This is a genomic window from Massilia genomosp. 1, assembly GCF_011682185.1.
GTDB classification, from domain to species: Bacteria; Pseudomonadota; Gammaproteobacteria; order Burkholderiales; family Burkholderiaceae_D; genus Telluria_A; species Telluria_A rubra.
In genome coordinates this window covers 67,371-90,418 of the sequence record NZ_WHJF01000014.1, presented here as the reverse complement: position 1 = coordinate 90,418, position 23,048 = coordinate 67,371, and the positions used below count along the sequence as shown (strand labels likewise).

The window sequence follows — 23,048 nt, the reverse complement described above, 5'->3', positions numbered from 1 at the left end:
TTTACTCGCTGTCGTCCCCGGGCTTGGCCGGCGGCGTCTTGTTCGCTTCGCCTGCCAAAAACCGTGGGCGATCAGGGCGCCAATGCGCCGATTCTGCGGCATCGAGCTTAGCGTGCTCTGCGCGCACGCGCGCATGCAGGCGAAGAATGAGGCGATCCTTTTCCGCGGCGGAAAGCTTGGAAAGATCTGGAAGGGGGCGCAGTTTTGTCATGATCAGCATCATGGACCGATTTCAAGAAACGAACAACTCTGGCACGTGCTCGCTCAGGCTAAACAGTTACTGAATTTTCAGCATTCCGCGGTACATGATCTCGTTCCCGAACCTATCCCACTCCAGTACCTGATTCGCCATCGCCTGTACCCGTCTCGCGACGACGCCTGTACCAAGCGGACAAGGCCCACACGTCATCAACCCTAGCGGATCAATCCATGCGGTCGGATTTGGCGCATATAACATCAGATTGTGGCCACCCGCGAGCCCGATCGGATCCTGGCTGACGAAACGCCCCACGTCCGGATCATAGTACCGGAAGCGGTTGTAATGCAGGCCCGTTTCGATGTCGTGATACTGGCCCTGGAAACGGATCGGCTGCGCCTGTGCCAGCGCCTGCTGCGAGCGTTGTCCGGCCTGCACCTCGTCTTCCACCTCGGGGGCCTCGATCCTGAGCACATTGCCCCATGCCTTGTAAGTGGCAGTCCAAGTCACGCGCCCGCCGGCATCGCTCACTTCGCGCGGCGTGCCCAAATGATCGGTATGCAGGTAGTGTACCTGCGCCGCAGCGCCCCCATCCTCCGGCGCGCTGTCGATCTGCGCCAGCGGCACGAAGGAATCCGGCTCGTAGATATACGTGCGGCAGTGCGTGCCACGGGTCTCGCTGAGCAAGCGGTTGCCATCCCAGGCAAAGCGCGTGGTGCCGAAGGCATCGCGCTTGGCGATGCGCCGTCCGAACGGATCGTACGCATACTTCACCGTCTGCGCGCTGTCCCCCTCCTGCCCGGCATTACGGGTAACCGTCGACTTGACCAGCTGATGCGCGCCGTTCCAGGTGAACTGCATGCGCGTGTGGCGCCCGACCCGCTTCTCGATCAGGTTGCCATGCGCATCGTAGTCGAAGCGCTTGTCCTCGAACACGCGCAGGCGGTTGCCCTCGACCCGGCCGCTGCCTTCGGCTCCCGCATTGAGCAGGTTATGCGCCGGGTCGAACGCGAAACGCTCGCCCAGCTGCGGCTGGGTCGCGCTCAAGATGCGGCCGATGACGTCGTACTCGAACGTGCTTCGGCCGTTACGGCTGTCGTCGAGCACCAGCAGGTTGCCGCCGGCGTCGTACTCGTAACGTCGCGCTACAGCCGGGGTGCTGCCGTTCGCGGCGACCTGAGACAACAGTCGCCCGACCGGGTCGTAGCGGAAGTGACTGGTCAAGGCGCCCTGGCTGCGGCTGACCGGGCGGTGCGCGCTGTCGCGCTCGATATCGCTCACCACCTCGCCGTCCAGGTTAATCTGGTGCAAGTGCCCGGAACCGTAGAACAGGTGATTGAGCACGCGCCCGTCCGGCAGCACCGTTTGCACGCGGTTTCCCAGTTCGTCGTAGGCGTGCCGCATCGCGCTGGTGTGGCCGGCGCTGGTGGTCTGTTCAGCCACCAACTGCCCCACAGCATCGTACTTGAGCACGATGGCGGCATCGGCGTTAGCCGCGTGCGTCATGCGTCCGGCCAGGTCGTAGCCATAACGCTCGCGCAGCTGCTCCGCCTGCGCCGGGCCGGTGACGCGGGACGTGATTTTTTCGATCAGGCGGCCTGCTGTGTCGCGCAGGAAGCTGGTCTCGATGCGGGTCAGTTCGCTGTGCATGCCGCTGCCATGCTCCTCCTTGGCGGCGATCTGGCCGCTGGCGTCGTAGCGGTAGCGCGTCAGGCAGCCATCGAAGCCAATTTCTTCGGTCAGGCGGTCCATCGCGTCGTAGGCGAAGCTGTGCGTCTCGCCGTTTTCGTTGACCAGCGCCGCCATGCGGCGCGCAGCGTCGTACTGGTACTGCAACACGCCGCCGCGCGCATCGATCCGTTGCAGCGGCCGGCCGTCGCTGTCGAGCACATAACTGGTACGCTGGCCGCCGGCGATGTGCGCACAGATACGTCCGAGTGCATCGTATTCGTAATGCTCCTCGGTGCCGTCGGCTTGCCGGGAAGCCTGCAGACGTCCGCCGTCGTCATAGTCATACGCGCTGACATTGTCGTTGGGGTCGGTCACCTGGCGCAGCTTGCCGCTGTCGTCGTAGTCGAAGCGGGTCAGCTTGCCGGCGCAATCGGTCTGGCTGATTGGCTGCCCGGCCGCGTTGTAGCTCAGTTTTTTCACGCCACCGGCGGCATCGGTGATCCGCACGGGCAGGCCGTCCTCGTTATACTGATACGAGGTGCGCTGGCCCAAGCCGTCGGTGATGCTGGTCAGGTTGCCCCGGTCGTCGTAGCGCAACGCGGTCGTCACGCCCAGCGCATCGGTAATCAGGGCCGGCTTGTCGAAGCGGGTGTCGTAGACGATGCCGGTGGCGCTGCCGCCACCCTCGATCCGCACCACGCGGCTGCGTTCGTCGTAGCGGTAACGGGTCACGCGGCCGGCAGGGTCGGTCAGCGCCAGCAGGTTGCCGAAACGGTCCAGCGTGCGCAAGGTGACGCCGCCAGCGGCATCAACCAGGCCGATGAGACGCCGCTCGTGGTCGAACCGGTAGTGCTGGCGCCGTCCCAGGTTGTCGGTGACTATCGTCTCATGCTGGCGGTAGTCGAAGCGCCAGGCATGGCCGCCGTTGGTCCAGTTGTGCAGCACCTTGCCGCTCGGAGCGTCCTGGTCGTATTCATAGCATGACACCAGCCCGTCCGGTTCGCCATGCTGCACCAGCATGTGCTGGCGATACAGGAACTGGCGCTTGAGCTGGCCGGCGCCGTTGCGCACCTGCGCCAGGTCGCCGGCCTCGTCATAATCGTAATAGACCAGCACGTCGCTCTGGGTGGCCGGCATGCCGCTGTCGCCATCCCCGCTCTCGCGCACCAGCGCCACCGAGCGCAGGCGCGGTTGGCCCTGGTGCTCGCCAAATACCAGCGTGAACACGCGCCCGGCGCTGTCGTTGATGCGTTCCGGAAGCTGCGCGCGGTTGTGCAGGATGCTGATGGTATTGCCGTTGGCATCGACCAGGCCGACCAGGTTGGCGATGTCCCTGCCGTTGGCGGGAAGCGCGAACTGGCGGCGCAGCAAATTCTCATCGACCAGCTCGAAGGTGCGCGGACCGGTACGGCTCAAGGTGACCGATTCGTAGGGCGAGTAGATCGATTCGCCTATCTCCGGCAGTGAAAACGTCACGGCGCGCTCATAAGCGTCGAGGACCACGACTTCCTCCGCGCTGACCAGCAACGCCTCCGAAATCGGTGTCGACCAGCCTTGCCCCAGCCAGCCGGCGCGCGCTGCGTCGGAACTGTAGGTGCGCTGCCACGGCAGCGGTAGCGGCGCGGGCAGCGAAAAATCCAGGTCGCTCTCACCCAGCAAGATCTTGCTGCCGAAAATCGGGTGCACCGGCGGGCCAACCAGGATGTTCGGGCATATCGGGCAGACCTTGTCGCCCTTGCCATTTTTCGGGGGTGTCTCGGCCGGCTTGGCCGGTTTGGCCGCGACCGGCTCGGGCGCAGCCCCGGGTCTGACGCCAGCGCCCGCCTTCGCACCGGCCTGGTCCGCCGCACCCGGCAGGTTGCTGCGCAAGGCGGGCATGGCCATCAGCTTGGCCTCGTTGGCCGCGACCCACGTCGCGAACTTTGGTCCGAGCTTGCTGGCGCTGATTTCCGCCAGCAGCATCGACCGACTGAGCTGGCCTTTCGTAAAATAGACCACGATCGCGCTGAGCAGTGCCACGACCAGCAACAACTTGCCTTGCGCGAAGGAGATACTGGCGCGTTCGATCATGCCCGGGTACTCGCCGCGCGCATTTTCGGGCAACTGGCCGGCGGCCCAGGCAGTGGCGAATCCTTCGGCCAGATGGCTGCACATCTCGGGAATGGCCGTGCCGATGCATTTGACCAGGCTGCCGAGACCCATCCACATCATGATTTCCGCGCCAACCTTGCTGCCGAACAGGGCGCCGCCGATGGCGCCGGGCACCGCGCCGGCACCAGCAAAAAACGCCCCGCCGATCCCGCCGACAGCATCGAAAAAGATGGCACCGCCGCCCACGTACATGACGATCTCTTTCACGACCGACCACAGCACGTCCCAGACCATCGAGAAATCCAAACCGGCCAACTTGGTGGCGAGTAAGACAGCAAATCGCTGCTCGGCCTTGCCAACGGCGTGGGTTACCGCCCGGGCCGAGCGACCGGTCTCGGTCGTCATGGCCAGTTTCTCAAGTGCATTTGCCGAAGCGCCGACCCGCTGCGACCATCGCGCCAATCGTTTTTCCATGTCAATGCGTGCCTGCGGATTGGCAGTTTCGTATTGGCGGCGGAAGGTTCCAAGGATGCGTTCTACGCTGGAAAAACTGTCTTTGTGATCGTGATTAGGCATGCTGACGAGTGTGTGGTAATGGCTGAACAGCTAAGGTACATACGCAGGCAAGCCGGATATGCAAATTGAATATTGGCAATTATTTAATAGCATATCAGCAATCTTTCGTTATTTGCACGACTAACGGACCACCGACGCCACCGGCGCTACCACGCCGCCACCGCCCTTCCCCATGCTCACTGCATCATTTGCGCAACAGCAATGTACATACTCTGAATGCAAATGAGATTGATTAACGTTTACGCTCTTGTGAGATTTGGCTATAATCCTGCGAATCTATCTGAGGAGTTCATCTTGACGCACCAACAATCGCAACAGCCAAAAAGCCTTCGTAGCAAGAGCGACATGACGTTCAATACCATGAAGAAAACCAGTATTGCCATGGGCATTTCCAGTGCCTTGTTGATGATGCCGTTCGGCGCCAGCGCCCAGACGGGTCCGAACGCCGCGCCGGCCACGCCATCGGAAAAAGACAGCAAGACCCTGCCCGACGTCGTCGTCTACGGCAAGTACCTCGACCCGAACCCGAACGCCGAAGTCGGCGCGCCGTACAAGGCCAAGACCTCGGGCGATTCGCGCCACACCCGTCCGCTGGCTGAAACGCCGCAGACCATCTCGGTGATCACCAAGGCCGCGATCGACGATTCGGGCATGACCGAACTCAAACAAATTCTCAGCGCCCAGCCAGGCATCACCCTCGGCACCGGCGAAAACGGCAATGCCTTCGGCGACCGCTACATCATCCGCGGCCAGGAAGCGCGCAGCGACGTCTTCGTCGACGGCTTGCGCGACCCGGGCATGACCACCCGCGAAAGCTTCGCCATCGAGCAGCTCGAAATCTCCAAAGGCCCGAACTCGAGCTTCGCCGGCCGCGGCACCGCCGGCGGCGCGATCAACGCGATCACCAAGCAAGCGACCCTGGACAAAGACTTCCAGCGCGTCACCGTGGGCGTGGGCACCGACAGCCACAAACGCGTCACCGCCGATTTCAACAAAGGCTTCGGCGACAACTTCGCCCTGCGCGCCAACGTCCTGTACGGCGACGAAGACGTGCCTGACCGCAAGCCATCGAGCCGCACCCGCAAGGGCGTGGCCGTCTCCGGCCTGTGGGAAGTGAACAAGGACCTGGCCGTCACGCTCGACTACTACGCCCTGCGCACCGACGACAAGCTGCCCGACCTGGGCCACTTCCTGGTCGGCGCCGTGCCGAACCGCATACCGGCCACCAACGTGCCGGTGTACGCCCAGTCGAACGACTTCCTCAGCTCGGACGTGGACACCATGACCGCGCGCGTGAACTGGAAACTGGCGCCCGAGCTGACCCTGACCAGCCTGACCCGCTATGGCCAGTCGAACAACGCCTACGTCACCACCGGCGCCTCGAGCGGCACCCGCTATGTCGGCGACACCACCGCCAATACCAAGGCGTTTGTGAGCGCCACGCTCGACGGCGGCCACACCGGCTGGCAGGATGTCGAATACTTTGCGCACCAGAGCAATCTGCGCTGGGACAAGCAGTTGATGGGCATGAAGCACGAATTCATCTTCGGCGCCGAATACACCGACCATCAAGTCGTCTCGGGCAACTTCACGGTCGCCAACAGCGGCGCCTTCAACTGCCGCAGCGCGGCTGCTGTCGGCCCGAACAATGCGCGTTGCTTCAACGACGTCAATGGCGTGCCGGTGGCCGACCTGACCAACTTCGCCGGCCGCAGCAGCACCCGCAACAGCTGGAACCAGGACTGGCAAGTGAAAACCTTCTCGCTGACCGCGATGGACACGGTCGACCTGACCGACCGCGTCACGGCGTTCGCCGGCATCCGCGCCGACCGCTTCGACCTGTCGCTGGCGCGCCGCACCCCGGCCACCAACCTGGTCACGGGCGAGTACGGCTACACCGACACCCTGGTCAACGGCCACGCCGGCGTGAGCTTCAAGGTCATGCCGAAACTGATCGTCTACGGCAGCGCGGCCAGCTCGCAGGACATCAACGGCGGCGAAGCCGATTCGGGCACCAACAGCGGCTACGGCGGCGCGGTGCTGTACCAGAACAAGATCGCCGGCGCCAAGCCGGAAACCTCGATCAACCTGGAACTGGGCACCAAGTGGAACCTGCTTGACGACAAGCTGCTGGCCACCGCCGCCATCTTCCAGACCAAGAAGAAGGACGTGATGGAAGGGGCCAACTACGACACCGTCGGCACCTTCAACACCGGCAAGAACAAGGTGCAGGGGATCGAATTCGGCCTGACCGGCAACATCACCGAAGCCCTCTCGACCCAGGTCGGCGCGACCATCATGAAGTCGAAAGTGACCGGTTCGGCCAGCCCTGTCGGCATCGGCCGCGAACTGGCCAACTTTGCCGAAAAATCGTTCTCGGCCCAGGCCAAGTACCAGCTGACCGACGCCTTCTCGTTCGGCGCCGTGGCCCGTTACGAGAGCAACCGTTGCGGCGGCCAGCCCGACACCGCCGCCGGCTACACCGCCGACAACCAGTGCGCGCAGCCAGTGCCGTCGTTCACCGTGTATGACGCGTTCGCCGCCTACCGCTTCTCGAAGAAGCTGGACCTGCGCGTGAACGTGCTCAACGTCGGCAACAAGGACTACTTCACGGCCGTGTACCGCTCGGGCGCCTTCCTGTACAAGGGTGACGCGCGCGCTGTGCGCGTGGCGCTGAACTACGAACTGTAAGAACGTCAGGCGCGCGCCGCTTCAAGTGTCCGCTTCAAGTGTCTTGGGCGGCGCGCAAGTTCGCTACAATGCCGGGTAACCCCCGGCATTTTTCATTTGATGATGACACCACCTCTCCCCGGCTCCCAGCCGCCTCTGGGCAAGATCCCCGCCGACATCGGCTGCGCCGCCGACTATGAAGTGCTGGCCCAGCGCTTCATGGCCGCGCCCAGCTACGACTATGTGGCCGGCGGCAGCGGGCGCGACCTGACCGTGGCCGCCAACCTGGCCGCGTTCGCGCGCTGGGACATCTATCCGCGCCTGCTGCGCGACGTCGGCGCCGGCCACACCGGCGTCGCCGTGGCCGGGCAGCAGTTCGCCCATCCGATCTTTCTGGCGCCGGTGGCCTTCCAGAACCTGGCGCACAGCGCCGGCGAACTGCAAAGCGCGCGCGCGGCGCACGCGGTCGACAGTTGCATGATCAGTAGCACGCTCTCGTCCTGCACCCTGGAAGACGTGGCGCGCGGCGCCGGTCCGCAGCGCTGGTTCCAGTTGTACTTCCAGCTGCGCCGGGAAGACACGCAAGACCTGTTGCAGCGCGCCGTGCAGGCCGGCTACACGGCCATCGTGGTCACGCTCGACGCCCCGATCCAGGTGCCCAGCAAGCGCGCCCTGCGCGCCGGCTTTCGCATGCCGGCCGACTGCGTGGCCGCCAACCTGCGCGGCTACGCCCCGGCCGCGACACCCTCCCTCGCGCCCGAACAGAGCCGCATCTTCCAGGGCATCATGCGCAGCGCCCCGAGCTGGGACGACCTGCGCTGGCTGCTCGCTCAAACCACGTTGCCGGTGCTGGTCAAGGGCGTGCTCCATCCCGACGACGCCATCGCCCTGCGCGCCATCGGCGTGGCCGGGCTGGTGGTGTCGAACCACGGCGGGCGCACCCTCGACGGCGCCCCCGCCAGCCTGGACGTGCTGCCCGCCATCCGCGCCGCTTGCGGGCCGGCTTTCCCGCTGCTGTTCGATGGCGGCATCCGCTCCGGGGCCGATGTGTTCAAGGCGCTGGCCCTGGGCGCCGACGCGGTGCTGGTCGGGCGCTTGCAGATCTACGCGCTCAGCGTGGCCGGCGCGCTCGGCGTGGCGCACATGCTCAAGCTGCTGCGCGAAGAACTCGAAGTGTGCATGGCGCTGGCCGGCTGCGCCACCGTCGGCGAGATCGACAGCGGCACGCTGCTGCGGCGCCAGGACGTGCCATGCTGACCGTCCTCGACGCCATCCTCAGCAAGGATGAGGTGCGCCAGTTCCGCACCTACCTCGACCAGGCCGACTGGCGCGACGGCGCGGCCACCGCCGGCACCCTGGCGCGCTCGGCCAAGAACAATGCCCAGATCGACGATGGCGCCGAAGTGGCCGTCAGCCTGGGCAACCATATCCTGCGCACGCTCGGCAATACGCCGCTGTTCATTGCCGCCGCGCTGCCGCGCAAGATCTATCCGCCAAAATTTAATCGCTACGGTGTCGGCGAAACCTATGGCACGCACGTTGATAGTGCTGTGATGCAGATTCCCGGCACCCACTTGAGCCTGCGCAGCGACCTGGCCGCCACCCTGTTTTTGGCCGAGCCGGACGAGTACGACGGCGGCGAGCTGGAAATCGACACCGCATTCGGCGTCCAGGCCGTCAAGCTGGGCGCGGGCGACATGGTGCTGTATCCGGCTTCGAGCCTGCACCGGGTGACGCCGGTCACGCGCGGCGCGCGGGTGGCCTCGTTTTTTTGGATAGAAAGCCTGGTCGGCGACGAGGCCGAGCGCACCTTGCTGTTCGACCTGGACCAGGCCATCCAGAACCTGACACCGGCGCTGGCGGCGGACGAGCGCAACCTGCTCAAGCTGACCGGGATTTACCACAACCTGCTGCGCCGCTGGGCGGCGACCTGATGTTTTACCCGCATTTTCAATCTGAACAAGGAAACAATATGACCTCGACCTTCGCCAAACTGGTACCGCTGGTGCTCGCCTTTGCCGTCAACGCCTCCTGGGCTCACGGCGACGTGAAATGCACCACCCGTCCGAAAGCGGAATGGAAGCCGCACACCGAGCTGCACGAAAAACTGACCAAGGAAGGCTGGGTCGTGCGCCGCATGGAAGCGACCGCGAGCTGCTACGAAGTGTATGCCAAGGACCCGCAGGGCAAGCGCATCGAAGCGTTTTTCGACCCGGTGACCTTCGCCCGCGTTGAAGAGAAGTAAGCTGGGCGGCCCCACGCAACGAATCTGGGATGCGCCGGTGCGCCTGCTGCACTGGTGCCTGGTCGCGAGCATCGTCGCGGCCTGGGTGAGCAGCGAGCGGATCGACGGGGCGCACGAGGTCATCGGCTACGCCTCGGCCGCCATCGTGGCGGCGCGCCTGCTGTGGGGCTTCGCGGGCAATCGCTACGCGCGCTTTTCCCATTTCGTGCGCGGCCCCGGCCCGACGGTGCAGTACCTGCGCGCGGTGGCGCAGGGCCGCGCGGTGCGCCACCTGGGCCACAATCCGCTCGGCGCGGCGATGGTGCTCGCCCTGCTCTCCTGCGTGGGCCTGCTGGCCGTCAGCGGCTGGGCGCTGGGCACCGACCTGCTGTGGGGCTATGCCTGGCCGGTGCGGCTGCACGTGGCCATCGCCTGGACCCTGGTGGGACTGGTGGTGCTGCACGTGTCGGGGGTGCTGTTGACCAGTTTGCAGCATCGGGAAAACCTGATCCTTGCCATGATTACCGGCAAAAAGAAGCCGCCTGTGAATGGCGACCAGGATTAATACCCGACGCAACTCCCGATACCATCAAGCCGCCCAAGGAAAAACGTGTTTCACCCTATCAAAAAAAGAGACAAGGTCGATACCGCGCTCTCGGACTACATGGTCAGTCGCATGAGGGAACTCCTTCAAGCGAAATAATGCGGGGCCAGTTGCCCACCCTCGCGTGCCCTGCTGCGCATCCGGCATGTCCAGACAAGAAAAGAATTTCGTCCATGCTGCGTGCTCAACAATTGATTGAACAACACGACCTTCTCAGCCTGACCCGCCACGTCGACGGATTGTTTGCGTGGATTGCCGACCCGTCCGACAACATGCAGGTGCCCGTGCTGCGCCGCGTCGCGCTGACCGACCTTCCTGTGGGGCTGTACCCGCCGCGATGCCTTGCTGGCCGACTGGCGGCATGTCTGCGCGGCGCGCGAGCTCGACGCCGTGTGGCCGGCCTTGTGGCGCGTGTTCCGGGCCACGCTGTCCGAGTCCGGCGACCAGGCGGCACCGATGCCGCAGCGCGTCACGCCGGCCGCGCGCCCCATCGCCACCGCCGCCCACCCGCGCGCGTTTCGCGGCACCAAATTCCAGCCGCCCAAACAGGCGGCGCCGGTGCTCGACCTGCCCGCGTGGCTGGCGGACGACCGCCTGTTCGACGGTTTTTTGGCGCGTCACGACCACGCGCGCCTGCCGATCCCCGGCGCTGACGGTGCGCCGCTCGCCTCTGCTGGCGTTGCGGACCGTGTTCCGACCGTGGCAAGCTTGCTCACGCACGGAACGAGCCCGTGGCCGGCCCTGCCCGACGCCTTTCGCCGCGCCTTCCTGTGGCGGCTGCGCACGCGTCCATCAAGCGAGCTGCTGGCATGGCTGCAGCTCTGGCGCGGACTCGGCGGCGCGGCGCAAGGGCCGGCATTGATCGTGCCCGCGACCCTGTGCGCACTGGCCCCGCACGCGCATGCCTGGGCAGCGCTGGCGCTCACGCTGGCGCCGCCGCGCCAGATCTTCTTCTTGACGGCGCTGCTGAAACAGCGCGCCTATCTGCTGGCGCCCGGCATTCTGGCCCAAGTCCAACTGGCCGACATCAATGCCCTCGGCGCCGAGGACGACCGTTTCGCCGCCTACCTCAACGCCGTGCTCGACAACCTGCAACGCAAGGTCAGCGTGGCATACACACTGCAGGGCTGCGCACTGGCAAATCAGTTGACGAACGCGTATGCGATAGAACGGCTGCCATTTACTCTGAGGGCAAGCAAGGATTGCACCGACTTTCCAGTGAACGATATCGGCCGCATGCAAGCAGCCCTCGGTCCCGACGGAGACCACTGGCCCTTGCGCGTATGGGAAAAATGCGCAAGGACGCCCGGCCTGGCGATGGTGTTGCGCGAGACCTGCTGGGAGCAACTCGACGCCGGCGTCGCCGGCCGATGGCTGTCGATTTTTACCAGTACAGTCTGGTACGACGACGATCACAACGAGCTGGAAGCGCAGAATGACAAGCGCTGGCGTGCCCATCTTGCGATTTTCCCCGCCTGGAACCGCGATCTGACCACCTTGTCCAAAACGTGGCAAGAAAAATACGTGAACATGGTTCGTGCTTACGCGTGCGGTTGGGAAGATGGCGACACCTTGCGCGAGAGCGCATCGTACCTGGCGCCGGTGCAGCGCAAGCTATGCGGTGCGCCATTCTCCCCCACCATCGATGTCGGCTACGTGCTCTCTTGCATGGCCGAAGCGCTGCCGGTCGAAGGCTGGCAGCAACTTGCAGACACAGAGGAGCGTACCTGGCTGAGCGTCGAGCGGGCATGCCGGCGCGATGACGATGGTACCTTGATCGGACGTGGCATGAGCAGCCTTGCAAGCGCCTGGCCTGCTTTTGCGATGCATGGCTTGCGCGCGGCGCCAGCGAGCCTGATGCGCGCGGCGCGGCTGCTCGCTTGCCTGGCCTTGGAACGCCGCCGCCAGTTCCTGTCCGAGACCGCGCATACAGTCTGGTTTTCCACGCGCTGGACCGAGCTGGCGCCGGACGACGCCTGCCGCATGCTGTACCGGCTGTGCCTCGACTGCGGCGTGCAAAGCCCGGTGCCACGGCGCCTGCGCGAGCACTTCGAAGGAAACGCGATCCTGAGCGAGGCGCAGATCGCGCGCCACTGCCGGGTGGGCATGTCGCGTTTACCGCAGGTGCTGCTGGCGGCGCTGGAGCAGGCGATCCTGCGCAGTATCGACCAGCCGTTCAAGCTGCATGACCGATCAGGCGCAGCCAGCCACGCGGTGCGCCTGGCGGCCGGGATCGACACCAACCGCAAGCGATTGCGCCGTTTCCTGCGCGAGCAGGGCGAGGGCCAAACCGGTGCCTACCTTGAGCACCCGCTTAACCGCGCCTGGTTCGCACGTCATCCGCGCATCGACGCGCTAGCGTGGCAAGGCGGCGCACTATGCGTTGAGGTCGACAGCCTGCCCGGTGTGCGGCTGACGCTGGCAAGCGATCCGTTCGACATCCTGATGCTGGGCACCCACGTGGGCAGCTGCCTCGGCCTGGGCGGCTTGTGCGACTATTCCGCCGTGGCCTGCCTGCTCGATGCGAACAAGCAGGTGGTGTACGCGCGCGACGCCGCTGGCCGGGTGCTGGCGCGCCAGTTGCTGGCGATCGATGAGCGCGACCGCCTGGTGTGCTTTTCGGTCTATCCGCTGAACGCGAACGCAGCGCTGCTGCGCGCGTTTCATGCCTTCGACCAGGCCAAGGCCGCGTCCCTGGGCATCGACATCTACCGCCATGATGACGACGCATACGATGTGGCCATTGTCCTGGCCGAACACTGGTGGGACGACGGCGTGTGGCAGGACCGGGAGAACTACGCCGCTGCGACCTGACGCCCCACCAGCGCTTGCCAGCCGGCCATCGCCGGCAGCGTTCACGGTAAACGCCGATTAACGGCGTGCGCTCTTGTCCCCTGGCGTGATCAGGAACACCAGCTTGCCGTTTTTCGGATCGCTTCCGGTCCATGCGGTGCCCAGCTTTTTGCCAGCCAGATCGAGGCAATATTCGGGCGTCACCCGCTCCGGCGTGGGGTCCATGGTGCTGCAAACCTGGTCCTTGTCGCCACGCCAGGAGCCTTCCGACACGCTGCTGCCGGCAGAGTTGCGACGCCGTCCGGAAGGGTTGAAGTAAATCGCGCTCGTGCCGTCGCGGTTCGTCACAAACATCGTGTTCCCGCTGACCAGGCTGGCGGCTCCATGACGGGTATTGTCGGTCGTGTGCGCCGCCGGAATGGCGCATGCCACGCACGCCAGTGCCATGCTCGCGCAGGCCAGAATTGTCTTCAACATCGTCGCTCTCATGCCTTTCCGAGCCAAGAAATGATTGTCAATGAGCGCCAGTATGCCACGCATGATGCAATGTTAATGGAAAAGCCAACTGCGCATCAGCGTTTGCAGCTCGCCACCGGCGTCGGCGTCACCACGAACGAAAAGTGCGAACCATACTCGCCATGGATCGGCTGGGTGCCCGAGGCGCCCGCATTCGGCCCGATGATGTCGGTATTGGCCTTGGCGATGCCGCCGTCGGCATACGCCGCGATATCGGCGCTCGCATTGCCGTAGGCGCGCACGATGTTCAGGCCCACCACGTCGCGCAGGTGGCGCACGTAATCGGTCTTGAATTTTTGCGTATCGGGCGGAATCGGACCGCCGCCGTACGGGTTGGAATGATAGTGCCAGCGCCCGACCTTCTGGATAGCGAGCCACTCCAGGCCATCCTTGGTGACCCAGTACGGGCGCGCGGTCAGGAAGATCACCTGATAACCCTTCTCGCGCCAGGCGTTGACCACTTGCGGCGCATAGTCATACGCGGTGGCGGTCTTGACGCCCACGTAATCGGCGCAGGCTTCGAAATCGTTGATGGTGAGGGTGCCGTCGATATCGAACACCACCGCGTCGCGCCCGGCGTCGACCGCGCTCAGGTAGCCCGTGGTGCCGCTCAAGTCGCCTTCAACAACAAAGTGCACCACATAGTCGCCCACCGGGTACACGCCCAGCGGCACGTTGATCTTGCCATCGCTGTCGGTCAGGTAATTGCCGACATACTGCCAGCCGCTCATGCCGGTCCCGTACAGGTACGCGTGGACGCGCTCGCCGCCGTTCCTGCCTTGACGATGCTGTCGTGCGCCATGTGCCAGGGCTTGTACAAACCGGTCAGGATGGTGTTGCCGAAGTTGGAAAACTTCTTTTTCGCCGGGCCGGAAAAGGCCGGCGGATTGGCGGCGTAGTCGGGACAGGCGGCCAAGGCAGGCAAGGCGGAACAGGCACAGACAATCGCAATACAACGCGCAACGGGTTTCAACATGGAGGTCTCCGCAGGATGATTGGAATAATCAGATGACGACGCAAACTTGTCGTTTGTGACCTGCCAACATTAGCCTGCCGTGAGCATGTCCAAAATGACATTGTCACTTTTTTACCGGCGATGTTCAAAAAACAAGGATGCGTGTTGTATCGCGTGGACGGATGCCCCTGCTTGCGGCGCCGGCGCCATGCGCCCGGTCAACGATGTTCCCGGATAAACGTTCGGCAACGATCTTGTTGAACAAAAAAACAACAACATTCACTATGCATATACGTTATTGATAATATGCCATGATTGACAGGTTTATACTGAGGCGAGCCAGCCGATACCCGGCAGCCATCTCGCGAAAGCACCCCCATGTCCAGCACCTCTTCCAAGCTCGCTGATTGCGTCCTCGCCGCTGCGGCGATCGCAACGGGCTCCGCCCATGCGCAATCGATCAGCACGTCCGCCTCCATTTCGCAGTTCTCCTACCAACTGGTCGACCTGGACCTGAGCGACAACATCTCCCCGAGCATTTTTTTACGGAACGGGACGATAGCAGCTCCAGCAGCTTCACCGACGCGCAAACCGGGAAAGTCACTTACCAGAGCATCGGCACCCTGGGTAGCACCTCGGCGAGCCACGCTGGCGGCACCGCGAGCACCAGTACGGATGCCAGCAACTGGCGTTCGACAACGTTAGCCAACGCCACGGCGCCGACCAGGGGCACCATGCAGGCCAGCACCAGCCACCTCGAAAGATTCAGGCTGAGCCCGAACACGGGGATGATCATTTCCGCGCTCGGCACCGTCAGCAACGACGTATCGAATCCGGCCATCGACTCGCGGGGATGGGCGTATTTCAGCCTGAAGGGCAGGCTGGGTGACCAGGAAGGCCAGACTCCCGGTGAAGAAATGACGTTCTACCAGTCCTATTACGCGCGCTTGACCGGCACGAAAACGTACACTATTTCCGCATATCTGGAGTCAGGTCGCACCGATGGCTATGGCCATCTCGAGTTTGAGACCAACAACGTAGCAGGGGTCATTTCGGCAGTGCCTGAGCCGGAAACCTACGCCATGCTGCTGGCCGGCCTGGCGATGGTGGGCTGGTGCGCCGGCCGCCGCAAAGCCGCCAGGTAACGGCCGGCGAGGCGCTCCCACCGTGGCGCCCCGCCCAAGGGGCGCCACGCTCAAAATGGCGCGGGAAGGGTCGCATCGGCCCGGCAGCGCGCCAGCGGCGCCGGCCTGACCAAGAGGCGGTAGTGCTCCCCATACTCGCCGTGAAGCGGCCGGGTGCCGGCCACGCCGGCATGCGGCCCGATGATATAGGTATCGGCCTTGGCCATCCCGGCGTCCGCGTAGGCCCCGATATCGGTGAGGGCATTGCCGTACACGCGCACGAGATTGAGGCCGACCGCATCGCGCAAATGGCGTACGTAATCGCCTTTGAATTTCCGGGTATCGGGCGGCACCGGGCCGCCGCTGTAAGGATTGCTGTGGTAATGCCAGGGGGCGATGCCCTGGATGCCGAGCCATGCGCGTCCATCCCTGGTCACCCAGTACGGCCGCGCACTGAGGAAGATCAACTGGTAGCCCTTCTCGCGCCAGGCCTTGACCATCTCCGGCGCGTACCGGTACGGCGTGGCGGTCCTCACGCCCGCATAATCGGCATAGGCTTCGACGTCGCTGGTGGTGAGGGTGCCGTCGATATCGAAAACAATCGTGTCGCGCCCGGGCTCGACCACGCTGAGGTAGCCGCTGGTGCTGCTCAAGTCCCCTTCCACCACGAAGCGCACGACATACTCGCCCACCGCCTGCGTGCCCAGCGGCACGTCGATCTTGCCGTCGCTGTCGGTCAGGTAATTGCCCACGTACTGCCAGCCGGCCATGCCGGTTCCATACAGATACACGTGAACGCGCTCGGCTTCCAGGTCCTTGTGCAGCACCGGATCGTAATCGAACTTGGCGCGGATGGCCGCCGCCGTTCCGGCCTTGACGATGGCGTCGTGCGCCATGTGCCAGGGCTGGTACCTGGCGGCCAGCACATGGTTGATGACGCTGGCAAAGGGCTTTTTGACCGGCCCGGCCAACGTCGGCGGATGGGCGGCGGTGGTGTAGTCGGGACAGGCGGCAACCGCAGGCAAGGCGGTAACAGTGCAGGCAATCGCCAGGCAGCGCGCAACAAAGGTCGGCATGCGGGTTTCCTCTGGGTGAACAGCGTCATGGGATGGCGAGAATGCCACAGCGGCAGATTGTAACCCGTCAACTTTTTCCGGGCGCTTGCCGGCACGAAGGCGCGTCTTGCCGCAGCGGGAAAAAGCCCGGGCGGAGCGCGCCGGAGCAAGCCCGCGCTTGAGCGGACACAAGCGCCGGCAAGCGCTGTACTTGTACGCTGGCCGAACAGGCGCAGCGCCCGTCGCCACCACCGGCGTGCCCGGCGGACCGAGCATGCCGGCGCGGCGCCTGGATCTTCCTCGCCAGAACGATTCCGGCCGCCTTGCCGCAACGGCGCGGTTTTCAGCGGGGGAGCTGGCAACGCGCTCGCGGCGTAACCCTTCAGGGGATCATGATGGCTATCAGAAACGATCTTAACGGTCTGCGGATGCAAATGCCCGGCGCGCCGGAAGTCTACCTCATCGACCAGGGCCGCAAGCGGCACATTCCCGATCCAGCCACCTACAACAACCTGTTCCGCAGCTGGAACGGCATCGTGCAAGACCCGCATCTGAACAATATCGATACCGGCGTCGCCATCAGCCACGGCGCGGTGCTGGCCCAGGCGCAGGGGGATGCAGCGGTGTACCTGATCGACAATGGCGTCAAGCGCCACATCGCCTCGCCGGCGACCATGGACCGCTATCACTTCGATTGGGACAAGATCCAGCACGTGGCGCCGATCCTGGTGCGCTCGATCCAGAACGGGCCGACGATTGCATGGCCGTAGGACGGTGCCGCAGACGCCAGAACCGGATTATCTGGCACGGATGGGAATGGCGGCGCGCGATGCCGCCCTCTCAATTTCGTGCAGGAGCATTGATCGCATCGTCGTATTGCTTCAAGCCGCCTGTAACGGCGGCATTTTCCGCATATTTTTTACGCAGCTTCGCCAGTTGCTTGTCGGTGCCGCGACACAGGCTGTTTGCTTTTCTGATGATGTCTTCCAAGCGCTTTCGATCGTCCACATTCGCGACCTCGCCCCGGAAGTAATCACATGCATCGCGCCGCTCCATAAATGTCACAACGTCTTTGGGAAAACGCGCCGTCGCTTGCGCGTGGCAAGCCGTCGAGGCGGCAAGCAGGAACATAAAGAGTGCATTTTTCATCGTCGCCATCCTGTATCGGACCAGTGAGTATCAACGCGTTTTGGCCCCGGGTATGTCATCACGCCCTCGTTTGCGCCAAGCGCGCATCGAGGCTGCGAAAACATTCCCGAGCCAAACGGCTGGCCCCGTTCCGCATTAAACAGGAAACCAGGCGGCTGAATTTTGCCGTTTCGCAATGTATTACTGAGGAACTCAGCACTTGCAGACAATATTTTATGGGAAACTTTTTCCATCATCAACGCAGCATGCGGCAGCCGCTGCAGGATGGGGCGTCGGCGGGCCAGCCGACGCCATACTTATCCCAAATCTTCCGGTCAATTACGCAAACTTCGAAAAATCCGGCTTGCGCTTTTCAAAGAACGCGGTGAATGCTTCCTTCGCTTCGGGCGCTTGCAACATCGCGCCGAACAAGGCGTTTTCGGCCTCCATGGTCTCGGTGATGGCCGCATTGCGCGAGCGCTTCATCAGCGACTTGCTTGCGCGGATCGAGGCGGCCGGCAGCGCCACCAGCTTGGCCGCCTGGCGCGCCGCGTACGGACGCAGTTCCGCCAACGGCAGCACCTTCGACACCAGGCCCATGTCGTAGGCTTCCTGCGCCAGGAACGCTTCGCCGAGCAGCAGCTTTTCGGCCGCGCGCGGGAAACCGGCCAGTTGCGGCAGCAGCAGGCTCGATGCGAATTCGGGGCACAGTCCGAGCTGCGAGAACGGCATCGAAAACTTGGCGTTGTCGGCCGCGTAGACCAGGTCGCAGTGCATCAGCAAGGTAGTGCCGATGCCCACCGCCGCACCCGACACCGCCGCCACCACCGGCTTGCTGCTGCCGGAGAGCGCGCGCATGAACTGGAACACCGGGCGCATCTCGGCCGGCACGCCTTCGACCGGGGCCGAATTTTTCATGAAGTCGTCCAGGTCGTTCCCGGCCGTGAAAATTTCCGGCTTGCCGGCGATGAGGATCGCGCGCACCGCGTCATCGCTTTCGGCGTCGACCAGCGCGTCGGCCATGGCCTGGTACATCACGCCGGTGATCGCGTTCTTGCGCTCGACGCGGTTAAATTCGATCGTCAGGATGCCGTCGGCCTTGCTCGTCAAAATATCCATGTGTTCTCCAAAAAGTGAAAAGGGCGCCGGGGATAATCCACAGCGCCCTTGATGACTATAGTTCAGCCAACGCTTATACGCGTTCGAAAATGCCCGCCGCGCCCATGCCGGTACCGACGCACATCGTGACCATGCCGTACTTGAGGTTATTCCGGCGCAGCGCGTGGATCACGGTCGCGGCGCGGATCGCACCGGTCGCGCCCAGCGGGTGGCCCAGCGCAATGGCGCCGCCCATCGGGTTGACCTTGGCCGGGTCCAGGCCCAGGTCGCCGATGACTGCCAGCGCCTGCGCGGCGAACGCTTCGTTCAGTTCGATCCAGTCCAGCTGGTCCTGGGTGATGCCGGCGGCGGCCAGCGCTGCCGGAATGGCCACCTTCGGGCCGATGCCCATGATTTCAGGCGGCACGCCGCGTACCGCGAACGAGGAGAACTTGGCCAGTGGGGTCAGGTTATGCTCGCGCAGGATTTTTTCGCTGACGATCAGCAGCGCACCGGCGCCATCCGACATCTGCGAGCTGTTGGCGGCGGTGACGGTGCCCTTGGCCGCGAACACCGGCTTGAGCTTGCCGAGCGACTCGATGGTCGAATCGGCGCGCGCGCCTTCATCGGTATCGACCGTGCGGGTCGTGATGTCGACCTGGCCGGTGGCCAGGTTCGGCGTGCGGGTGATGATCTCGACCGGGGTGGTCTCGTCCTTGAAGAAGCCGGCCTGCTGCGCGGCGATGGCGCGGCGGTGCGACTCGACCGAGAACGCGTCCTGCTGCTCGCGCGTCACTTTCCACTGCTTGGCCACGTTTTCCGCAGTCAGGCCCATGCCGTAGGCCATGCCGACGTTTTCGTCGGTGAACATATTCATGTTCATCGATGGGTGGTGGCCCATCATCGGCACCATCGACATCGATTCGACGCCGCCGGCGATCATCACATCGGCTTCGCCGACGCGGATGCGGTCGGCCGCCATGGCGATGGCGGTAATGCCCGAGGCGCAGTAACGGTTGACGGTCACGCCGCCGACGGTTTTCGGCAGGCCGGCCAGCAGCACCGACATGCGGGCGATGTTAAAGCCTTGTTCGGCTTCCGGGAACGAGCAGCCGATGATGGCGTCGTTGATCAGCGCCGGATCGAGGCCGGGCGCCTGCGCCATCGCGGACTGGATCGCGCGCACCAGCAGGTCGTCCGGGCGCATGGACTTGAACATGCCGCGCGGCGCCTTGCCGATCGGGGTGCGGGTTGCGGAGACGATGTAGGCGTCTTGAAGTTGTTTGCTCATAGTGTTCTCTCAAAAATTCTGTGGTTCGAAATGGGGATGAACTGATTACCGTTTTTCGGACAAATACCAGTCGACCTGCACCTGCGCCGCCAGCGTGCCGTGTTCGTCGAAGATATCGACTTGCACCGGAAACGCCACCTTGCCGTCCGCTTTCAGCGTGGCCTTGAGCGCCGCCACATCGCCCGGAACGCGGCCGCTGGCGCGCGTCGCGCCCTTGGCCACTTTCTGGTACTGGATGCGCGACTCCTTGGCCACCGGCCGCAGACCGAGAATCAGGTCGGCGAACGCGCCCGCCATGGCCGCGCCGGAGGCCGTTTCGGCCAGCGTGAAGAGCGCCCCGGCGTGCTGCGTGCCGAGGTGGTTGTTCAGTTTCGGGTCGGCCGGCATCGACACCTCGGAGGTGCCGTTGCCGATCGCGTCGATCCGGATTCCCAGCAGCTGCACAAACGGCAGCGTGTCCATCATTTGCTGCTTGATACGGTCATACACCATGCTTGGCCTCACTCGCAGTAGAAATTTGAACGCTAAGCTCAGGATCGACATTGCGGGTCGATCAGTTGCGTACCGGTTTACCGGTTTGCATCATGCCCATGATCCGTTCCTGGGATTTCGGATGGTTCAGCAGTTCGAGGAAGGCCTTGCGCTCCATGTCGAGGAACCACTGCTCGCTCAACTGGCTGCCCTGGTCGATGTCGCCGCCGGACACGATCTCGGCGATCATGTCGCCCAGCTTGTAGTCGTGCGCGGAGATGAAACCGCCGTCGCGCATGTTGACCAGTTGCGCACGGATGGTCGCCCAGCCATAGCGGCCGGTCGCGGTGATCGTCTTCTTCATCGGAGGACGATAGCCGGCGTCGAACATCGCGCGCGCTTCGACTTTTGCCACGTGCAGCAGTTCGTACGGGTTGAAGACAATGACGTCGTCTTCTTTCAGGTAACCCATCGCTTTCGCTTCCAGCGCCGATTTCGACACGTTGGCCGTTGCCGCGTTGGTAAAGCCGGTTTTCAGGAAGTGCAGGATGTCGGAACCCTTCGCTTCATTCGACGCGCGCGCTGCCGCTTCTTTCAGGCCGCCGCCGGCTGGAATCAGGCCCACGCCGACTTCAACGAGGCCGATGTACGATTCGATCGAAGCGACGCGCTTGGACGCGTGCAGCGCCATTTCGCAGCCGCCGCCCAGTGCCAGGCCCGCCACCGCGGCGACCACCGGAATGCTCGAATATTTCATCGCCATGAAGGTATCTTGCAGCAGCGCGATACCCGGCTCCATGGCCTTGGCGCCGCCTTGCATGAACAGCGGCAGTGCGGCTTGCAGGTCGGCGCCGGCCGAGAAGGCGCCGCCTTCGGCTGCGTCGGTATTCCAGATGACCAGGCCCTTGAAGTTCTTTTCAGCCTCAAGCTGCGCCATTTTCAGGCCGTTGATCACGCCTTCGCCGATGACGTGCATCTTGGTCTTGAGCGAGATGATCAGCACGTCGTCGTTCTGGTGCCAGATGCGCACCGAGTCGTCTTCGTGGAAGGTCACGCCGGCGGTCTTGCCGTCGGCGGCGCCAGCGCCCAGCACCGGTGCGCGGAACGGCTGGCGCTCGTACACGACCAGGGTGGAACGCGGCACGTAGGCGTTTTTCGACGCGGAGTACGAACCTTCAGCGGTATGCACGCCTTTCTCGGCGACCTGGCCTTCGAACACCCATGCCGGCAGGGGAGCGGCGCACAGTGCCTTGCCGGCGTCGATGTCTTCCTTGACCCAGTTGGCGATCTGGGTCCAGCCCGATGCCTGCCAGGTTTCGAAAGGACCGACGTTCCAGCCGAAGCCCCAGCGCATCGCGAAGTCGACGTCGCGCGCGTTGTCGGCGATCGAGCCGAGATGGACGGCGATGTAGTGGAAGGCGTCGCGGAAGATCGCCCACAGGAACTGGCCTTGCGGGTTGGTCGATTCGCGCAGCGCTTTCATCTTCTTGACCGGATCCTTTTCTTTCAGGATGCGGGCGACGATGTCGGCAGCCTTGCCGCCGCCGGCGACGTAGTCACCGCTGGCAAAATCGAGGCGTTGAATGTCCTTGCCGACCTTTTTGTAGAAACCGGCGCCGGCTTTCTGGCCGAGCGCACCGGCGGCGACCAGCTTGGCCAGCACCTCCGGGGTTTTGTAGACGGCGAAGAAGGGATCGTCGGCCAGGTTGTCCTGCATGGTCTTGATCACATGGCCCATCGTGTCCAGCCCGACCACGTCGGCGGTACGGAAGGTGCCCGACTTGGCGCGACCGAGCTTGGCGCCGGTCAGGTCGTCGACCACGTCCACGGTCAGGCCGAATTTTTCGGCTTCGTGGATGATCGCCAGCATGCCGAAGATACCGACGCGGTTGGCGATGAAGTTAGGGGTGTCCTTGGCGCGCACGACGCCCTTGCCCAGGGTGGTGGTCAGGAAGCCTTCGAGCTGGTCGACGATTTCTGGCTTGGTGGACTCGGTCGGAATGATTTCGACCAGGTGCATGTAGCGCGGCGGGTTGAAGAAGTGAACGCCGCAGAAGCGTGCTTTGAGTTCGGCGTCGAAACCGTCGGACAGGGTGGTGATCGACAGGCCCGAGGTGTTCGACGCGAAGATCGCGTTCGGCGCGATGTGCGGAGCGACCTTTTTATACAGGTCGTGTTTCCAGTCCATGCGCTCGGCGATGGCTTCGATAATCAGGTCGCAGCCGGCCAGCAGCTCGAGGTTGTCTTCGTAGTTGGCGATTTCGATCAGCGCGGCGTCATCCTTGTTGCCGAGCGGCGCAGGGCTGAGTTTTTTCAGGTTGTCGATGGCGCGCTGGACGATGCCGTTCTTGTTGCCGTCTTTTGCAGGCAGGTCGAACAGGACGACCGGTACTTTGGCGTTGACGCAGTGGGCGGCAATTTGCGCACCCATCACGCCGGCGCCGAGCACGGCGACTTTTTTAACGATGAAATTGGTCATGGCTTTCCTTTGTTTTTCAATTTACTGACTGCGCATCCCCGCTGCCACCAGCGTCGTCCCCGCGAAGGCGGGGACCCAAGTTCGTCGATACGCTGCGAACTTGGGC

At 63.8% G+C, this 23,048-nt stretch carries 20 protein-coding genes; 8 read left to right on the top strand and 12 right to left on the bottom strand.

Features of this window, described 5'->3' with window-relative positions; translation table 11 throughout:
• Position 1 precedes the first annotated feature (1 nt).
• Together F1735_RS07865 and F1735_RS07860 are read right to left on the bottom strand one after the other, a co-directional pair.
• On the bottom strand, positions 2-223 hold the full coding sequence (locus F1735_RS07865) for a hypothetical protein (protein ID WP_167236410.1): 222 nt from the start codon (positions 221-223) through the stop codon (positions 2-4).
• Between the two features lie 54 nt (positions 224-277).
• A complete protein-coding gene (locus F1735_RS07860; RefSeq protein ID WP_167236409.1) occupies positions 278-4,363 on the bottom strand; it encodes a DUF6861 domain-containing protein in 4,086 nt (1,361 codons plus the stop codon).
• 465 nt (positions 4,364-4,828) lie between these two features.
• Here F1735_RS07860 and F1735_RS07855 point away from each other — a divergent pair, with 465 nt between their 5' ends.
• From F1735_RS07855 to F1735_RS07830, 6 genes are all read left to right on the top strand, one after another.
• The gene (locus tag F1735_RS07855; protein WP_229505671.1) at positions 4,829-7,225 is read left to right on the top strand and encodes a TonB-dependent receptor; all 2,397 of its coding nucleotides are present in this window, start codon (positions 4,829-4,831) and stop codon (positions 7,223-7,225) included.
• 102 nt (positions 7,226-7,327) lie between these two features.
• Entirely contained in the window at positions 7,328-8,461 is a 1,134-nt protein-coding gene (locus F1735_RS07850; RefSeq protein WP_167236408.1) for an alpha-hydroxy acid oxidase, read from the top strand.
• On the top strand, positions 8,455-9,138 hold the full coding sequence (locus tag F1735_RS07845; RefSeq protein WP_167236407.1) for a Fe2+-dependent dioxygenase: 684 nt from the start codon (positions 8,455-8,457) through the stop codon (positions 9,136-9,138). The genes F1735_RS07850 and F1735_RS07845 overlap by 7 nt, the downstream gene beginning before the upstream one ends.
• A gap of 38 nt (positions 9,139-9,176) precedes the next feature.
• Positions 9,177-9,449 (top strand): PepSY domain-containing protein, encoded by a 273-nt coding sequence (locus tag F1735_RS07840; RefSeq protein ID WP_167236406.1) that lies wholly within the window; start codon positions 9,177-9,179, stop codon positions 9,447-9,449.
• Entirely contained in the window at positions 9,436-9,993 is a 558-nt protein-coding gene (locus F1735_RS07835; RefSeq protein WP_167236405.1) for a cytochrome b/b6 domain-containing protein, read from the top strand. Before F1735_RS07840 ends, F1735_RS07835 begins: the two co-directional genes overlap by 14 nt.
• 381 nt (positions 9,994-10,374) lie before the next feature.
• Positions 10,375-12,846: a hypothetical protein gene (locus F1735_RS07830; RefSeq protein ID WP_167236404.1), complete on the top strand. Its 2,472-nt coding sequence runs from the start codon at positions 10,375-10,377 to the stop codon at positions 12,844-12,846.
• Positions 12,847-12,903: 57 nt separating this feature from the next.
• On the opposite strand, the gene F1735_RS07825 is transcribed toward F1735_RS07830, so the two are convergent.
• The 4 genes from F1735_RS07825 to F1735_RS07815 form a co-directional block, all read right to left on the bottom strand.
• Positions 12,904-13,365 carry a hypothetical protein gene (locus tag F1735_RS07825; RefSeq protein ID WP_167236403.1) on the bottom strand — a complete coding sequence of 154 codons (462 nt, stop codon included), beginning with the start codon at positions 13,363-13,365 and terminating at the stop codon, positions 12,904-12,906.
• A 32-nt stretch (positions 13,366-13,397) separates the two neighbouring features.
• Positions 13,398-14,072: an LNS2 domain-containing protein gene (locus tag F1735_RS07820; RefSeq protein ID WP_222852962.1), complete on the bottom strand. Its 675-nt coding sequence runs from the start codon at positions 14,070-14,072 to the stop codon at positions 13,398-13,400.
• A complete protein-coding gene (locus F1735_RS35630; protein ID WP_222852961.1) occupies positions 14,069-14,317 on the bottom strand; it encodes a hypothetical protein in 249 nt (82 codons plus the stop codon). The genes F1735_RS07820 and F1735_RS35630 overlap by 4 nt, the downstream gene beginning before the upstream one ends.
• 583 nt (positions 14,318-14,900) lie before the next feature.
• Positions 14,901-15,092, bottom strand: a complete 192-nt coding sequence (locus tag F1735_RS07815; protein WP_167236402.1) for a hypothetical protein — start codon at positions 15,090-15,092, stop codon at positions 14,901-14,903.
• Here F1735_RS07815 and F1735_RS35625 point away from each other — a divergent pair.
• A complete protein-coding gene (locus tag F1735_RS35625; protein ID WP_229505670.1) occupies positions 15,085-15,441 on the top strand; it encodes a PEP-CTERM sorting domain-containing protein in 357 nt (118 codons plus the stop codon). The two genes, F1735_RS07815 and F1735_RS35625, sit on opposite strands and share 8 nt — an antisense overlap.
• A gap of 50 nt (positions 15,442-15,491) precedes the next feature.
• Here F1735_RS35625 and F1735_RS07805 read toward each other — a convergent pair whose 3' ends face one another.
• On the bottom strand, positions 15,492-16,496 hold the full coding sequence (locus F1735_RS07805) for a lipin/Ned1/Smp2 family protein (RefSeq protein WP_167236401.1): 1,005 nt from the start codon (positions 16,494-16,496) through the stop codon (positions 15,492-15,494).
• Between the two features lie 374 nt (positions 16,497-16,870).
• Between F1735_RS07805 and F1735_RS07800 the strand changes: the two genes are divergently transcribed.
• Positions 16,871-17,245, top strand: a complete 375-nt coding sequence (locus tag F1735_RS07800) for a hypothetical protein (RefSeq protein ID WP_167236400.1) — start codon at positions 16,871-16,873, stop codon at positions 17,243-17,245.
• Positions 17,246-17,315: 70 nt separating this feature from the next.
• On the opposite strand, the gene F1735_RS07795 is transcribed toward F1735_RS07800, so the two are convergent.
• The 5 genes from F1735_RS07795 to F1735_RS07775 form a co-directional block, all read right to left on the bottom strand.
• Positions 17,316-17,624, bottom strand: a complete 309-nt coding sequence (locus F1735_RS07795) for a hypothetical protein (protein WP_167236399.1) — start codon at positions 17,622-17,624, stop codon at positions 17,316-17,318.
• Between the two features lie 318 nt (positions 17,625-17,942).
• Positions 17,943-18,722 carry an enoyl-CoA hydratase gene (locus F1735_RS07790; RefSeq protein WP_167236398.1) on the bottom strand — a complete coding sequence of 260 codons (780 nt, stop codon included), beginning with the start codon at positions 18,720-18,722 and terminating at the stop codon, positions 17,943-17,945.
• Between the two features lie 73 nt (positions 18,723-18,795).
• Positions 18,796-19,992 carry an acetyl-CoA C-acyltransferase gene (locus F1735_RS07785; protein WP_166890148.1) on the bottom strand — a complete coding sequence of 399 codons (1,197 nt, stop codon included), beginning with the start codon at positions 19,990-19,992 and terminating at the stop codon, positions 18,796-18,798.
• 45 nt (positions 19,993-20,037) lie between these two features.
• Positions 20,038-20,484, bottom strand: coding sequence for a PaaI family thioesterase (locus tag F1735_RS07780; protein ID WP_167076118.1), 447 nt, complete (start codon positions 20,482-20,484; stop codon positions 20,038-20,040).
• Between the two features lie 61 nt (positions 20,485-20,545).
• Positions 20,546-22,942 carry a 3-hydroxyacyl-CoA dehydrogenase/enoyl-CoA hydratase family protein gene (locus F1735_RS07775; RefSeq protein WP_167236397.1) on the bottom strand — a complete coding sequence of 799 codons (2,397 nt, stop codon included), beginning with the start codon at positions 22,940-22,942 and terminating at the stop codon, positions 20,546-20,548.
• Positions 22,943-23,048: the final 106 nt, after the last annotated feature.

Bases quoted from the DNA above. Each gene is read 5' to 3' on its own strand.
- F1735_RS07865 (WP_167236410.1), bottom strand. From the start codon at position 223: ATGATGCTGATCATGACAAAACTGCGCCCCCTTCCAGATCTTTCCAAG.
- F1735_RS07790 (WP_167236398.1), bottom strand. From the start codon at position 18,722: ATGGATATTTTGACGAGCAAGGCCGACGGCATCCTGACGATCGAATTT.
- F1735_RS07825 (WP_167236403.1), bottom strand. From the start codon at position 13,365: ATGCGTGGCATACTGGCGCTCATTGACAATCATTTCTTGGCTCGGAAA.
- F1735_RS07785 (WP_166890148.1), bottom strand. From the start codon at position 19,992: ATGAGCAAACAACTTCAAGACGCCTACATCGTCTCCGCAACCCGCACC.
- F1735_RS07850 (WP_167236408.1), top strand. From the start codon at position 7,328: ATGACACCACCTCTCCCCGGCTCCCAGCCGCCTCTGGGCAAGATCCCC.
- F1735_RS35630 (WP_222852961.1), bottom strand. From the start codon at position 14,317: ATGTTGAAACCCGTTGCGCGTTGTATTGCGATTGTCTGTGCCTGTTCC.
- F1735_RS07775 (WP_167236397.1), bottom strand. From the start codon at position 22,942: ATGACCAATTTCATCGTTAAAAAAGTCGCCGTGCTCGGCGCCGGCGTG.
- F1735_RS07795 (WP_167236399.1), bottom strand. From the start codon at position 17,624: ATGAAAAATGCACTCTTTATGTTCCTGCTTGCCGCCTCGACGGCTTGC.
- F1735_RS35625 (WP_229505670.1), top strand. From the start codon at position 15,085: ATGATCATTTCCGCGCTCGGCACCGTCAGCAACGACGTATCGAATCCG.
- F1735_RS07845 (WP_167236407.1), top strand. From the start codon at position 8,455: ATGCTGACCGTCCTCGACGCCATCCTCAGCAAGGATGAGGTGCGCCAG.
- F1735_RS07800 (WP_167236400.1), top strand. From the start codon at position 16,871: ATGGCTATCAGAAACGATCTTAACGGTCTGCGGATGCAAATGCCCGGC.
- F1735_RS07820 (WP_222852962.1), bottom strand. From the start codon at position 14,072: ATGAGCGGCTGGCAGTATGTCGGCAATTACCTGACCGACAGCGATGGC.
- F1735_RS07860 (WP_167236409.1), bottom strand. From the start codon at position 4,363: ATGACGACCGAGACCGGTCGCTCGGCCCGGGCGGTAACCCACGCCGTT.
- F1735_RS07840 (WP_167236406.1), top strand. From the start codon at position 9,177: ATGACCTCGACCTTCGCCAAACTGGTACCGCTGGTGCTCGCCTTTGCC.
- F1735_RS07780 (WP_167076118.1), bottom strand. From the start codon at position 20,484: ATGGTGTATGACCGTATCAAGCAGCAAATGATGGACACGCTGCCGTTT.
- F1735_RS07815 (WP_167236402.1), bottom strand. From the start codon at position 15,092: ATGATCATCCCCGTGTTCGGGCTCAGCCTGAATCTTTCGAGGTGGCTG.
- F1735_RS07805 (WP_167236401.1), bottom strand. From the start codon at position 16,496: ATGCCGACCTTTGTTGCGCGCTGCCTGGCGATTGCCTGCACTGTTACC.